A 13,858-nucleotide genomic window follows, 5' to 3' on the forward strand; every position below is an offset into this window, starting at 1 on the left:
GAATGAGGGAGGACGCCGTGGACTTCACCCGCGACGAAAGCGCCGACGCTGTTGCCGAGGTGGTCGTGAGCCTGCTCGAACGTGAGCAGGCCCGCGATATGGAATTGTGGCCGAGCCTGATCGACTCCGGTCTGCTCGCGGTCGCCGTGCCCGAGCGGTTCGGCGGCGACGGTATGGGCCTGCTCGAGGTGTCGGCCCTGCTCATGGAGCTGGCCACCGAGGCCGTCGCGGTGCCTGCGCTACCGACCTTCGGGTTCGGGGTGCTGCCGCTGGTGCCGGTGCTTTCCGACGAGCTGGCCGGTCGGGTGCTCGGCGAGGTGGGCAAGGGCACGGTGCTCACCGCGGCGCTGAGCGAGCCGGGCGCGCCGTTCACCACGTCGCCGACCACCAAGGCGGTTCGCGCCGGTGACACCGTGCGGATCACCGGCCGCAAGGTCGGCGTGCTCTACGCCGAGCAGGCACGCTGGATTCTGGTGCCCACCGATACCGGGGTGGCATTGGTGGAATCGGTCGCGCCGGGGTTGGAGACCATCCCCGTGGCCGGTTCGGCAGGCCTGCCGGAGGCGACACTGGTCCTCGACGAGGTGGAGATCCCGGCCGTACAGCTGCTACCCGCCGATCTGCTGCCGAGTCTGCACCGGTACGCCCTCGCTACGCTCGGAGCCGTCGCCGACGGCCTGCTGAAGGGCGCGCTCACGCTCACCGCCGAGCATGTCCGCACGCGCGAGCAGTTCGGCAGGCCGCTGGCCGAATTCCAAGCTGTCGCGCAGGAGATCGCCGACCTGTACGTGGTCTCGCGCACCCTGCACGTGGCCGCCGAATCGGCGTGCTGGGCGCTGGCGCACGACGATCCGTCGCCCGAACACCAGCAGCGCGTGGACGAAGACCTCGACGTGCTCGCCTACTGGGCCGCCGCCGAGGTCCCGCGCGCGATGCAGCAATGTCACCACCTGCACGGTGGACTCGGCGTGGATATCACCCACCCGATGCACCGCTACTACTCACAGGCCAAAGACCTCGCCCGGCTGCTCGGCGGCGTGGGGCTGCGCCTCGACCTCCTGGGGGCAAGATGTTCATCGATCTGACCGCCGAACAGCGGCGGCTGCGCGAAGAATTGCGTTCCTACTTCGCCGATCTCGTCACGCCGGCCGAACACGCCGAGATGGCGGTCAACCGGCACGGCCCCGCCTACCGGGCGGTGGTGCGCCGGATGGGTGCCGACGGCTGGCTCGGCGTCGGCTGGCCGAAGGAATTCGGCGGCCAGGGTTTCGGCCCGATGGAACAGCAGATCTTCTTCAACGAGGCGGTGCGCGCCGATGTGCCGCTGCCGCTGGTCACCCTGTTGACCGTCGGACCGACGCTGCAGAAGTACGGCACCGACGAACAGAAGAAGAAGTTCCTGCCCGGCATCCTCTCCGGTGATATTCATTTCGCCATCGGCTACTCCGAGCCGGAGGCGGGCACCGACCTCGCGGCGCTGCGCACCACCGCGGTGCGGGACGCGAACGGCGACTGGATCGTCAACGGTCAGAAGATCTTCACCACCGGCGCGCACGATGCCGACTACGTGTGGCTGGCCTGCCGCACCGGGTCGGTCGAGTCGCGCCATCGTGGCATCACGATCCTGATCGTCGACACCTCGGACCCCGGCTACTCCTGGACCCCGATCATCACCTGCGACGGCGCCCACCACACCAACGCCACCTACTTCGACGACGTGCGGGTGCCCGCGGAAATGCTGGTCGGCGAGGAGAACCGCGGCTGGCGGCTGATCACGACCCAGCTCAACCACGAGCGGGTGAGCCTCGGCCCGTCGGGCAAGATCGAGCAGCTCTACAACCGGCTGCGTGACTGGTCGGCCGAACACAAGGTGCTCGGCGAGCCGGAGGTCCGGCGCGCGCTCGGCCGGGTACGCGCCATGGTCCGGCTCAACGAACTGCTGAACTGGCAGGTCGCCGCCGCCGATCCGGCCGCCGCGCAGAACGCCGTCATCGCCGACGCCTCGGCCACCAAGATCTTCTCCACCGAGTCGCTGCAGGAAGCGGGCCGGATCGTGGAGGAGATCGTCGGACGCTACGGCGATCCGGCCGAGCCCGCCACCGCTGAACTGCTCGGCTGGCTGGACCGGCGGACCAAGCAGAACCTCGTCGTCACCTTCGGCGGCGGCGTCAACGAGATCATGCGCGAACTGGTGGCCTCGGCCGGCCTGGAACTGCCGCGCGTCCCCCGATGAACAAGGAGCCGGGCGTGCCGGAAAGCATTACCCCCGAAGATATTCCAGAGGCATTGGCGAAACTCGCCGCGGCGGGCGAGTCCGCGCCGCGGGCCGGTCGCGACCCGGTGAACCAGCCGATGATCAACAACTGGGTCGAGGCGATCGGCGACACCAACCCGATCTACGTCGACGAGGCCGCCGCCGAGGCCGCCGGGCATCCCGGCATCGTCGCACCGCCCGCCATGGCACAGGTGTGGACGATGAACGGCCTGCACGGCAGGCGCACCGCCGACGATCCGCTCGGCCTGGCCACGCAGCTGCTCGACGAGGCGGGCTACACCTCCGTGGTCGGCACCAACTGTGAGCAGACCTACCACCGCTACCTGCGGCCGGGGGAGGAGGTGACCGTCTCGAGCAAGCTCTCGGAATTCAAGGGCCCCAAGCGAACCGGGCTCGGCGACGGCTGGTTCCTCACCTTCACCACCACCTGGTCGGTCGGTGACGAGGTGGTCACCGAGATGCTGTTCCGCATCCTGAAGTTCGCGCCCGCCGCGAAGGAGACCGACGACGCGGACGGGTTCGCGCTCGCGCCGGCGGGCAGGGTCGGCCCGGTCATCTCCAAGGACACCGAATTCTTCTGGGCCGGTACCGAACTCGGCGAGCTGCGGATCCAGCGGCTGCCCGACGGTTCGCTGCGTCACCCGCCGGTTCCCGCGCTCTGGCAGGACAAGACCGAGACCACCGACTATGTCGTCGCCGCGGGCACCGGCACGGTGTTCAGCTTCGTCGTGCATCACGCGCCGAAGGTGCCCGGCCGTGAGCTGCCGTTCGTCGTCGCGCTGGTCGAACTCGACGAGGGCGTGCGCATGCTCGGCGAGCTGCGCGGCATCGAGCCTGCCGAGGTGGCGGTCGGGGCGCCTGTCCGCGTCGCGTTCGAACGGCTGCCCGACGGCACAGTTCTGCCCTACTGGCAGGCCGAGCGGTGAGTGCCGCGCCCCGCCGCGACGGCTCCCGCGCGCCGAGCCCCGCGCGGGGGAGCGCCGTGCCGACTCGACCTGCCCGTCCGGAAAGGACCAGCTTGTGACAACCACCATCGACCCCGCCGCGCTAGCGGTGGGCACCGTGCTACCGGAGCTGGTGATCCACGCCGATCCCACCTTCGTGATCAGCACCGCCCTGGCCACCAGGGATTTCCAGGACGTGCACCACGACCGCGACAAGGCGGTCGAGCGTGGATCGAGCGACATCTTCGTCAACATCCTCACCGACACCGGCCTGGTGCAGCGTTTCGCCACCGATTGGGCCGGTCCGGCCGCACGGGTGAAGTCCATCGCGCTGCGCCTTGGTGTGCCGCTGTATTCCGGTGACACCCTGACCCTTTCGGGCACGGTGACCGAGGTGTCCGGCGGGCTGGTCACCATCGATGTGCGTGGCCGCGACAGTCTCGGCGAGCACATCACCGCCACCGCGGTGATCGCCCTACCCACTCTGGAGAACTCATGACGGGCCTGTCCGGGCGCGCCGCCATCGTCGGCATCGGCGCCACCGATTTCTCGAAGGACTCCGGCCGCAGCGAGCTACGCCTGGCCGCCGAGGCCGTCTCCGCGGCACTGGCCGACGCGGGGCTCACCCCCGCCGACGTCGACGGCCTGACCACCTTCACCATGGACACCAACACCCAGGCCGCCGTGGCGAGGGCGGTCGGGATGCCGAGCCTGAAGTTCTTCAGCCACATCGGCTACGGCGGCGGCGCGGCCTGCGCGACCGTGCAGCAGGCCGCCATGGCAGTGGCCACCGGGGTCGCCGACGTGGTGGTCGCCTATCGCGCGTTCAACGAGCGCTCCGGCGCGCGGTTCGGGCAGTTCTCGCCCGCGCTGGCCGCCGCGCCGACCTCCTCCGGCATCGACGCGGGCTGGGCCTACCCGCAGGGTCTCGGCACCCCGGCCGCGCAGGTTGCCATGGTGGCGCGCAGATACATGCATGTCACCGGTGCCACCAGCGCCGATTTCGGTACTGTCGCGGTGGCCGATCGCAAGCACGCCGCGGTGAACCCGAACGCCTTCTTCTACGGCAAGCCGATCACCCTGGAACAGCACCAGGCCTCGCGCTGGATCGCCGAGCCGCTGCACCTGCTCGACTGCTGCCAGGAATCCGACGGCGGTGTCGCCATCGTGGTCACCAGCGCCGAACGGGCCCGCGATCTGCCGCAGAAGCCGGCGATCATCGCCGCCGCCGCCCAGGGCAGCGGTGCCGACCAGTACGTGATGACCAGCTATTACCGCGACGCCATGACCGGCCTGCCGGAGATGGGTCTGGTCGGTGACCAGCTGTGGGCGCAGAGCGGTCTGACCGCCGCCGACATGCAGGCCGCCATCCTCTACGACCACTTCACGCCCTTCGTACTGATGCAGCTGGAAGAACTGGGTTTCTGTGGCCGCGGCGAGGCCAAGGACTTCATCGCCGACGGCGCCATCGAGATCGGCGGCAAGCTCCCGCTCAACACGCACGGCGGCCAGCTCGGTGAGGCCTACATCCACGGCATGAACGGCATCGCCGAAGGCGTGCGGCAGATCCGGGGCACCTCGGTGAACCAGGTCGCGGACCTGGACCGCATCGTCGTCACCGCGGGCACCGGCGTCCCGACCTCGGGCCTGGTGCTGACTTCGTAGGCTCGTCGGGTGAGCCCACAGCACCTGGTCGATGTCCATGTCCTGCTGATCCGCGACGGCACGGTGCTGTTGAGTCTGCGCCGCAGCGCAGACGAGTACGACAACCGGTGGCATCTGCCGTCGGGAAAACTGGAGGTCGGCGAGTCCGCGGCCGCCGGCGCGGTCAGGGAGGCCGCCGAGGAGATCGGGGTGGGGATCGAGCCGGCCGACCTGCGGCTGATCCACGTCGCGCATGTCACCGCGCCGGGCCGTCCGGCGCGCCTCGGGCTGTTCTTCCGCGCCGAACGCTGGCGGGGCGAGCCTGTCAATCAGGAACCCGACAGATGCTATGCGGTGCGCTGGTTCCCGCTCGATGACCTGCCCGCCGAGGTGATCGAGTATTCGGCACTCGGAATCGACGCGCTGAATTCGCGGTCGCCGTACTCCGAATTCGGTTGGACCGGTCGCTGATCCGACCGGTGTGGGTGTGCTCACCTTCGCCGCCGCCGGGCCGTTCGGTGCTCTAGAACGGGAAGCGTGGAACCAGGGGCGGTGGTACTCGACTCGGCGCAGTCGGCCGCGGCGCGGCGCCTCGCGGCCGTGCTCGACCGGCACGGCAGGCCGCGCAAGCGGCATCGGGGCGTGTACCTGCACGGCAGGCCGGGGCGTGGCAAGACCATGGTGATGGATCGGTTCTTCGCGACCGCCGATCCGCGGCGCAGGCGCCGCTTCCACTTCCACGGCTTCTTCGCCGAGCTGCACGCCGCCACCCACGCGCTCGGCTCCGTCGAACGGGCCGTCGAGAGGCTGCTCGGCGACGCGGAGCTGGTGTGCTTCGACGAGTTCCACGTCAACGACATCGGCGACGCCATGCTGGTCGCGCGGCTGCTCGACACGCTGTTCGCGCAGCGCCGGGTCCTGGTGGTCACCTCGAACTATCCGCCGCGAGCGCTGCTGCCGAACCCGCTGTTCCATGACCGTTTCGTGCCGAGTATCGAACGCATTCTGGCGCATCTGGACGTGGTCGAACTCGACGGCCCGCTCGACTACCGCACGCGCGGCGCGCGGCGCGGCAGTGGGTTCGTGGCCGGTGGCTATCTGGTCGAGACGCCTGTCGAGGCGAGCGGGCCCGGTGTCGTCGCGGACCTGGGCGCGGGCCGGACGGTACGCGCCGAGGCCGTTGACGGCGAGGCGGTCGTCTTCGACTTCGCCCACCTGTGTGGCACGCCGACCGGGGCGGCCGACTACCTGCGGCTCACCCGCCGGTTCCGGCGCTGGACCCTGCGTGGAGTACCGATTCTGCGCGCGGTGCCGCCGGATCGGGCGATGCGGCTGGTCAACTTGATCGACGTGCTCTACGACGCCGATCTGCCCTGCACGATCGAGGCCGCCGCCCCGGTCGCCGAGCTCACGGCGGGTGTCGCGGCGATACCTGAGGTGGCCAGAACGGCGAGCAGGCTCAGTGAACTACCACAGATCGAAGCCCGCACGGTTCGTACCGTGTAACACGATTCGCGAGGACAATAAAAGGGGAGGTCATCCAAAGTATCGATTTCCTCGCGGGCGAAGCTACCGGCGTGTAACGATGTGGCTGTTTTGTGCAGGCTCTGGGGTTTGGTGGTACAGCAGTGATCGGGGTGAGTCAGCCCATTACGCGCGCGATCGCCGTGATCGCGCTGCTCGCCGTCGCGACGGTCGCGCTGCACGGATACCTCCCCGGCGCCGCGCCCGACGAGGCGGTCGTCAAGCCCCCTTCGCCGCTGTTGGTGGCCGTGATGCCGGTGCTGTTGCTGGTGTCCATCGTCATCCTGGTCGCCGGGGTGATCGCCAGTCAGCACCGACTACCGCTGGCCATGCCCCAGGCCGACCGGGACGTCGTCCCGCGCATCCAGTGGCGCAGGCTCGCGGTGCTCGGACCGATCTTGCTCGCCGCGCTTGCCCTGCTGTTCGCAGGCGGTATCACCGCGCTGTTCCTGCTCCCCGGTGCCAGGACGACGCGCGAAGTCGTCCCCACCGGGCCCGAGGGTTCGGGCCCGGTGCCGAGTCCCGACGGCGCGCCCGCCCCGGATCCCGGTACCGGGCCCGCCGAACTCACCGGCACCGCGCTGCTCGTCGCGGCCGGGCTCGCGATCGCGCTGATCGCGGTGGCCCTGCTCGGGCTCATCGTGGTAGCGGTGGCCACCCGTCGCGAGCCCGTGCCCGCCGCCCCCGCCCAGCCGGAGGCGCCGCCGAGCGCGGTCGACTCGCTCACCAGGGCCGCCGAGATGGGCCTGGCCGCCATGAACGCGCCCGGCCAGGATCCGCGCACCGCCATCATCGCCTGCTACGTCGCCATGGAGAGCGGCCTGTCCAGCGACCGCGCCGCCCGCCCGCTCGCCTCCGACACTCCGATGGAGGTGCTGGCCCGCGCGTTCGAAAGCGGTGTGCTGCACGATGCTTCGGCCCGTGAGCTGGTCGCGCTGTTCGAGGAGGCGCGGTTCAGTCCGCACTCGATGCTCGAATGGCAGCGCATGCGCGCCGAGCAGCTGCTGCGCATCGTGCTCTCGGACCTGCAGCGCGGACTGGTGCCGGCATGAGCGCGTGCGGTGCGCCGGGCACGGGCCGACGCGCGGCGTGGTCGCCGCGGCCGAGTGGGAGTGAGGCGCTGCGATGAGCCGGTCGGCGGTCGTGTGGAGCGCGGTGATCGTGGTGCTGCTGCTCGAGGTGGCGTTGGTGCGGATGGCCCGCGAGGCGGTCCTGCTCGCGGTCGCGCTGCCGGTCGCGGTCGCGCTGGCCACCCTGGTCTGGTCGATGCGGCATCGGGTGGTGCGCGAGGAACCGCTCACCGAGTACATCGACAACGGCCCGGCCGAGATGCTCGGCCGCTGGCACGCGCGCGCCGAGATGCTGACCGCCCGTGCCGACGGCACCCGCGCCGACTGGGATCGCCACCTGCGGCCGCTGCTCGCCAAGGAGTTCGAACTGTCCACCGGCCTTCGGGTCGCCAAGAACCGGCGCGCCACCGAGGCCGCCGGACAACTGCAGTTCGGTCCCGAATTGTGGCGCTGGGTCGACCCGGCGAACTCGGCACTGCGCGATCAGGTCGGCCGGGCGCCGGGTAGGGCAGCGCTGGATGAGATTCTGCGCCGATTGCAGACGATGTGAGGGGTTAGAGGCCACCGATGACCATGCCGTTGAACGTGACCGTCCAGCGCTCCGACGCCGTACTGCGGGAGCTGGGCCGGGTCGTGGTCGGCAAGCGAGATGAGTTGCAGCTCATCATGATCGCCGTGCTGTCCGGAGGACACATTCTCATCGAGGACCTGCCAGGGCTCGGCAAGACGCTGATCGCGCGTTCCTTCGCCGCCGCCCTCGGGCTCGACTTCACCCGCGTGCAGTTCACCCCCGACCTGCTGCCCGCCGACCTGCTCGGCTCGACGATCTACGACATGTCCTCGGGTCGGTTCAATTTCCGCCGCGGCCCGGTGTTCACCAATGTGCTGCTCGCCGACGAGATCAACCGCACCCCGCCCAAGACCCAGGCCGCGCTGCTCGAGGCCATGGCCGAGGGCCAGGTGAGCATCGACGGCGAAACCTTCCTGCTGCCACAGCCGTTCGTCGTGCTCGCCACCGACAACCCGATCGAATACGAGGGCACCTACCCGCTGCCGGAGGCGCAGCTCGACCGCTTCGCCATCCAGCTGCGCCTCGGTTACCTGTCCGAGCAGGACGAGACGCAGATGATCCGGCGCAGGCTCGAACGCGGGGCGACGCCGCCGCAGGTCGGCCAGGTGGTCGACGCGCAGGGACTGATGGAGATGCGGCAGTCGGTCGAATTCGTGACGGTGCATCCCGATGTCGTGAACTATGTGGTCGCGCTGGCCTCCGCCACCCGTAGCCACCCGCAGGTCGAGGTCGGGGCGAGCCCGCGCGCCGAGCTCGATCTGGTCCAGATGTCGCGGGCCCGTGCCCTGCTGCTCGGCCGCGACTACGTGATTCCCGAGGACGTGAAGGCGCTCGCGGTGCCCGCCATGGCCCACCGCATCACGCTGCGCCCGGAGATGTGGGTGCGCCGCATCAGGGGCGAGGACGTCATCGCCGAACTGCTGCGCAGGCTACCGGTGCCCCGCGCCACCAGCACATGAAGCACCGCGACGAATCGAGGACCGTCGAGGTCGAGCTGCGCTGGCGGCCCGCGCCGCTGGTGTTCATCCTGGCCGCCTGCGCCGCGGTCGCCCTCGTCGTCGCGGTGCTGCGCGGGCAGTGGCAGCTGGTGATCTTCGCCGCCCCGATGCTCGGGGTACTCGCGACCGCGCCGTGGCAGCGCAATCCCACCAGGATCCAGGTCGACGGCAGCGGCACGGTGCGTTGTTTCGAAGGCGAGGTGGTCGGGTGCACCGTCGCGGCGTTCGTCGAGAGCGGGCACGCCTTGCTGCGGATGACATCGGTGCCGCTGTCCGGGCTCGAGATCGAGGTCGAGCACGCGCACGACTCCGGTGGTGCGCCCGCGGGGATGCAGCTGGCGCTCTCGGCGGCGCGCTGGGGACGCTATCCGGTGCGGGTGGCGGTTTCCGCGCTGAGCCCGGCCGGGCTCGCGGTCGCCACCGCCGACCTACCGGCGGCCGAGCTGTACGTGTACCCGATCGCCGATCCGCAGCGAATGCGCCTGCCGCGCACCGAACTTCCCGACCGCATCGGCACCCACCTGACCCGCAAGCACGGACCCGGCGTCGAATACGCCGATATCCGCGCTTATCTGCCCGGCGATCAGCTGCGCACGGTGAACTGGCCGGTGAGCGCGCGGCGCGGCAGGCTCTATGTCACCCAGCGCTTCACCAATCGTTCCGCCGATGTGGTCGTGCTGGTCGACACCTCCCAGCAGGCGCCGGGCCCGGCAACCGCGTCGCTGGAACTGTCGGTGCGTGGTGCGGCTCAGGTGGTGCAGTCCACCCTGCAGGCAGGCGACCGCACCGCTGTCGTCTGCCTCGGCGATTCGCCGCGCTGGCTGCGGCCCGACATCGGGCGCAGGCAGTTCTACCGGATCGTCGACACCGTGCTCGGCGTCGGTGACGAACACCTCGCCACCACCGGCACCCTCGCCCCGCATGCCGCGGTGCCGATCGGGGCGATCGTCGTCGCCTTCTCCACGCTGCTCGACACCCAGTTCGCGCTGGCCCTGATCGACCTGCGCAAACGTGGTCACGTGGTAGTCGCCGTCGACGTGCTGCGCGGTACTCCGTTCGCCGAGAACCTCGACCCGACCATGGCGCGCATGTGGCAGCTGGAACGCGCCTCGATGTATCGCGACATGGGCTCGGTCGGTGTCGACATCATCGCCTGGCCCGCGGAAACCCGCCTCGACCAGGCCATGCGCTTGCTGCCCGACCATCGGCGCACGGTACGGGTGCGCCGATGACCAGATTCCTCGCTCTGCTCGCCGGCCTGCTGCTGGTCGCCGCGGTCGCGCTGATCCAGCCGGTGGCCGGGGTGGCCGCGCTGGCGCTGGTGGTCGCGAGCTGGTGGTGGCGGCCCGCCGCTGTCGGCGCGGTCCTCGTGGCGATCGGGGTGCTCGCCTTCGCCGAGATCGGCGTGCTCGCCGCCGCGGCCACCGGCCTGGTCGCGACCACCTACCTGCTCAACGCCGCGGTGCTGCACGCGCCGGAAGGCGTTGTGCCGACCACGATTCCCTCGGTCGGCGGGGCCGTGCTGTTCACCATCGCCGCGGCGACGGCGGCGCTGGTACCGGTGGAACTGGTGTGGGCCCCGCTGGCGGCGCCGGTGTTGATCGTGTTGATCTACGCGCTGCTGGTCGGTGGGCTGACCGGTCAACCGGTCCCGGAAGCGCCCGCACCGACGGGCGAGGACGCGAACGCCCGCGAATAGCCCGGCGCGCTGACGGTACCGCCGCACAGGGCGTGGGTAGACCGGGCGCGGGTGGACAAGCCGCGGGTGCACCCGGCGCGGCGGGTGGACCGGACGCGGGTGGACCGGGCGCAGGTGGATCGATGGTGGCGCGAAGCCTGGAAAGGCTCGCCGGTCGCGGGACCGGCGAGCCTTTCAGTGGGGTCGAATCAGTTGATGCGCAGGGCGATTTCGCCGAGCACCGGGGCGTCGTCACGCTCCACCACGGTGGCGGCGCCGATCAGCTCCGCGCCTTCGCGCCACACCTTGATCCGCAGCGTCTCGCCCGGGTACAGCACCCCGGCGAACTTGGCCCGGAATCCGCCGACCCGGCGCGCGTCACCGTCGAGCAGCGCGTCGGTGATCGCCTTGCACACCACGCCGTAGGTGCACAGGCCGTGCAGGATCGGCGCGGGAAACCCGGCGCCCTTGGCGAATTCGGGATCGGAGTGCAGCGGGTTGCGGTCACCGCAGAGGCGGTAGAGCAGGGCCTGCTGCGGCAGTGTCGGGGTCAGCAGTTCGGCGTCGGGTGCGCGCTCGGGCAGGGCCGGCTTGGCGCTCGGGCCGCGCTCGCCGCCGAAACCGCCCTCGCCCCTGGCGAAGATCGACGACCGCACCGTCCACAGCGGGTCGCCGTCGGAGCCCACCACGGTGTGCTCCTGCACGATCACCGCGTTGGCGCCCTTGTCCCAGATCTCGCTGATCCGGCCGGTGCTCGTCGCCTTCCCGTCGGCGGGAATGGGCCTGTGCACCAACACTTCCTGGTGGCCGTGCACCACCTTGGCCAGATCGATCTCGATACCGGGGAAGCTCACCTTGGGGGCTTCGGTCTCGCCGAGGGTCGGCGCCACCGTGGCGAAGGTGGGCAGCACCTGCGGCGCGCGGTCGTCGAGGTAGGTGAGTTCGGTCGGATCGGTCGGCCGCGCGCCTGCCCCGAGGCCGAGGTGATAGAGCTGCACATCGGTGGGGGTCCAGCTGAACTCCCGCGCGGGCAGCGTCGCGCCGAGTGCGGTCGCCAGATCAATGGGCACGGTGTTCTCCTGTCTCGTTCGCCGACTCGTTCGCGGAGACGTCGAGCACGGCGAGGTAGCCGATCGTGATCGTGGGGTTGACACTCATGCGCTCGCCTGCACCGAGCCGGTCTTCTTCTTGGCGGCGATGTCGAGGACGGCCAGATAGCCGAAGGTGATCGCGGGGCCGATGGTGGCGCCCGGGCCCGCGTAGGTGTGGCCCATCACCGGGGCGCTGGTATTGCCCGCGGCGTAGAGGCCATCGATCACCGAGTCGTCTTCGCGCAGGACGCGTCCGGCGGTGTCGGTGACCAGGCCGCCCTTGGTGCCGAGGTCGCCTGGCACCATCTTGGCCGCGTAGAACGGGCCCTGCGAGATCTCGGCCAGGCACGGGTTCGGCTTCACGGTCGGGTCGCCGTAGTAGCGGTCGTAGTGGCTGTTGCCGCGGCCGAAGTCCTCGTCGGAGCCCGCGGCGGCGAAGCCGTTGAACCGCTCGACCGTGGCGGTCAGCTTCTCGGCGGGCACGCCGATCGCGGCGGCCAGCTCCGCGATGCTGTCGGCCTTGACGATGTTGTCGTTCTCCAGCCAGCGCGAGGGGAACCGCTGGCCCGGCTGCAGGCCCGCGAAGATATAGCGGTTGCGGTAGCGCTGGTCGAATACCAGCCAGGCCGGGATGTTCTCGCCCGGTCCGGCGCCCTGCCCGTACTCGCCGCCATACATGGTGTGCACCGCCTCGACATAGGGCGCCGATTCGTTGCCGAACCGCTCGCCCCGGTCGTTGACCATGATGGTGCCGGGCAGATTGCGCTCGGCCAGCGCGAACCAGGGCTTGCCACCCTTGAAGATGGTCGGACCCCACCAGGCGTCCTCCATGAACCCGACCGTTGCACCCGCTGCCATGCCCGCCACGATGCCATCGCCGGTGTTGGCCGCGGCGCCGGTTGTCCACTCAGTGGTTATCGGCTGTCGCTGGTACTTGGCGCGCATGTCGGCGTTGTGCTCGAACCCGCCGGTGCCGAGGACGACGCCGTAGCGGGCGGTGAAGGTGACCGGTTCACCATCGACGGTGGCCTTTACGCCGGTGACCCGGCCGTCGGTGATGACGAGATCGGTGAGCGGGGTGTCGAGCAATACCGGAACGCCCGCGTCGAGCAGGCCCTTGCGCATGGCGGCGATAATCGCCTGCCCCATGCCGAGCAGGTGCTTGCCGGTGAACTTGGCCAGATAAGTGCGAGCGCCGACCCGCAGTGCCCGCATCATGCCCTTCGGGTGGCGGCGGATCAGGTTCAGGCGCACGAAGTCGGCCTGCATGACCACCACGTTCAGCGGTGCCTTCGCATACGGCGGTTCCAGCTTGGCCAGCTCGTCGCCGAGTACCTTGCCGTTGAACGGCGTCGGCTCGCAGGAGCGGCCCTGGCCTAGCCCGCCCGGCGCCTCGGGGTAGTAGTCGGAGTAGCCGGGCACCCACTTCATCTTCAGCGGGGTGTGGTCGAGGACGAAGTCGAAGGCCTCGGCGCCGCGGTCGAGGTAGGTGTCGATCTTCTCGGCGGGCACCACATCGCCGATGATGCTGTGCAGGTAGGTGCGCGCTTCCTCGCGGTCGTCGGGGCGGCCCGACGCCTTCAGGGCCTTGTTGCCCGGAATCCACACACCACCGCCGGATCGGGCGGTCGATCCGCCGTAGTGGGCGGCCTTCTCCAACAGCACAACGCTGAGTCCGTTGTGGGCCGCGGTGAGGGCGGCGGTCATCCCGGCGGCGCCGCTACCGACGACCACTACATCGTATTCCCGATCACTCATGTGGAACACGTTATAGAAGGGGTCCGATGCTTGGCTACTCAAAACTAGAACTTGTTACAGTCGAGATCCGATGTTCGGCGACCTGAAGCTAGAGCTTGTTTCGGGCGCGATCCGGCACTCGGCCGGTTTGCCTACCAAATAGTGGAACGTGTTATAGAAATCACCTCCGGTTGCGTTGTATGGTCAGGTGAACGGCTGACGCAATGCTGCGCAACCGGTTACAGTTCTGGCATCCAGGACTGCGGGCTTCGTCGCCCGGCTCGATGGGCCGGGCGGCCTGGCCGCACGGGCCGGCTCGCTGCTGA

The 13,858-nt window shown here is 69.8% G+C and carries 14 protein-coding genes; 12 read left to right on the forward strand and 2 right to left on the reverse strand.

Features of this window, described 5'->3' with window-relative positions; all coding sequences use genetic code 11:
• Positions 1 to 17 precede the first annotated feature (17 nt).
• From ACFOW8_RS05515 to ACFOW8_RS05570, 12 genes are all read left to right on the forward strand, one after another.
• Positions 18 to 1,085, forward strand: coding sequence for an acyl-CoA dehydrogenase family protein (locus ACFOW8_RS05515; RefSeq protein ID WP_378548508.1), 1,068 nt, complete (start codon positions 18 to 20; stop codon positions 1,083 to 1,085).
• Positions 1,070 to 2,233 (forward strand): acyl-CoA dehydrogenase family protein, encoded by a 1,164-nt coding sequence (locus ACFOW8_RS05520; RefSeq protein ID WP_378546363.1) that lies wholly within the window; start codon positions 1,070 to 1,072, stop codon positions 2,231 to 2,233. Before ACFOW8_RS05515 ends, ACFOW8_RS05520 begins: the two co-directional genes overlap by 16 nt.
• A 14-nt stretch (positions 2,234 to 2,247) precedes the next feature.
• Positions 2,248 to 3,201, forward strand: coding sequence for a bifunctional MaoC family dehydratase N-terminal/OB-fold nucleic acid binding domain-containing protein (locus ACFOW8_RS05525; protein WP_378546366.1), 954 nt, complete (start codon positions 2,248 to 2,250; stop codon positions 3,199 to 3,201).
• A 94-nt stretch (positions 3,202 to 3,295) separates the two neighbouring features.
• Positions 3,296 to 3,718 carry a MaoC family dehydratase gene (locus ACFOW8_RS05530; RefSeq protein WP_378546369.1) on the forward strand — a complete coding sequence of 141 codons (423 nt, stop codon included), beginning with the start codon at positions 3,296 to 3,298 and terminating at the stop codon, positions 3,716 to 3,718.
• Complete coding sequence (locus ACFOW8_RS05535; protein ID WP_378546372.1) at positions 3,715 to 4,884, forward strand: lipid-transfer protein; 1,170 nt, start codon at positions 3,715 to 3,717, stop codon at positions 4,882 to 4,884. The genes ACFOW8_RS05530 and ACFOW8_RS05535 overlap by 4 nt, the downstream gene beginning before the upstream one ends.
• 9 nt (positions 4,885 to 4,893) lie before the next feature.
• A complete protein-coding gene (locus ACFOW8_RS05540; protein ID WP_378546375.1) occupies positions 4,894 to 5,334 on the forward strand; it encodes an NUDIX domain-containing protein in 441 nt (146 codons plus the stop codon).
• Positions 5,335 to 5,400: 66 nt separating this feature from the next.
• A complete protein-coding gene (gene zapE, locus ACFOW8_RS05545; RefSeq protein ID WP_378546378.1) occupies positions 5,401 to 6,369 on the forward strand; it encodes a cell division protein ZapE in 969 nt (322 codons plus the stop codon).
• 131 nt (positions 6,370 to 6,500) lie between these two features.
• Complete coding sequence (locus ACFOW8_RS05550) at positions 6,501 to 7,439, forward strand: DUF4129 domain-containing protein (RefSeq protein ID WP_378546381.1); 939 nt, start codon at positions 6,501 to 6,503, stop codon at positions 7,437 to 7,439.
• Positions 7,440 to 7,512: 73 nt separating this feature from the next.
• Positions 7,513 to 8,007 (forward strand): hypothetical protein, encoded by a 495-nt coding sequence (locus ACFOW8_RS05555; protein ID WP_378546384.1) that lies wholly within the window; start codon positions 7,513 to 7,515, stop codon positions 8,005 to 8,007.
• A 17-nt stretch (positions 8,008 to 8,024) separates the two neighbouring features.
• A complete protein-coding gene (locus tag ACFOW8_RS05560; RefSeq protein WP_378546386.1) occupies positions 8,025 to 8,987 on the forward strand; it encodes an AAA family ATPase in 963 nt (320 codons plus the stop codon).
• On the forward strand, positions 8,984 to 10,258 hold the full coding sequence (locus ACFOW8_RS05565; RefSeq protein WP_378546389.1) for a DUF58 domain-containing protein: 1,275 nt from the start codon (positions 8,984 to 8,986) through the stop codon (positions 10,256 to 10,258). Before ACFOW8_RS05560 ends, ACFOW8_RS05565 begins: the two co-directional genes overlap by 4 nt.
• A complete protein-coding gene (locus ACFOW8_RS05570; protein WP_378546392.1) occupies positions 10,255 to 10,725 on the forward strand; it encodes a hypothetical protein in 471 nt (156 codons plus the stop codon). The genes ACFOW8_RS05565 and ACFOW8_RS05570 overlap by 4 nt, the downstream gene beginning before the upstream one ends.
• A 188-nt stretch (positions 10,726 to 10,913) precedes the next feature.
• Here the strand turns inward: ACFOW8_RS05570 and ACFOW8_RS05575 are convergent, their stop codons facing one another.
• Both ACFOW8_RS05575 and kstD read right to left on the reverse strand, forming a co-directional pair.
• Positions 10,914 to 11,774 carry a MaoC/PaaZ C-terminal domain-containing protein gene (locus ACFOW8_RS05575; RefSeq protein ID WP_378546395.1) on the reverse strand — a complete coding sequence of 287 codons (861 nt, stop codon included), beginning with the start codon at positions 11,772 to 11,774 and terminating at the stop codon, positions 10,914 to 10,916.
• Between the two features lie 84 nt (positions 11,775 to 11,858).
• On the reverse strand, positions 11,859 to 13,553 hold the full coding sequence (gene kstD, locus ACFOW8_RS05580; protein WP_378546398.1) for a 3-oxosteroid 1-dehydrogenase: 1,695 nt from the start codon (positions 13,551 to 13,553) through the stop codon (positions 11,859 to 11,861).
• Positions 13,554 to 13,858 lie beyond the last annotated feature (305 nt).

It is taken from the genome of Nocardia rhizosphaerae (assembly GCF_042650365.1).
Lineage (GTDB): Bacteria > Actinomycetota > Actinomycetes > Mycobacteriales > Mycobacteriaceae > Nocardia > Nocardia rhizosphaerae.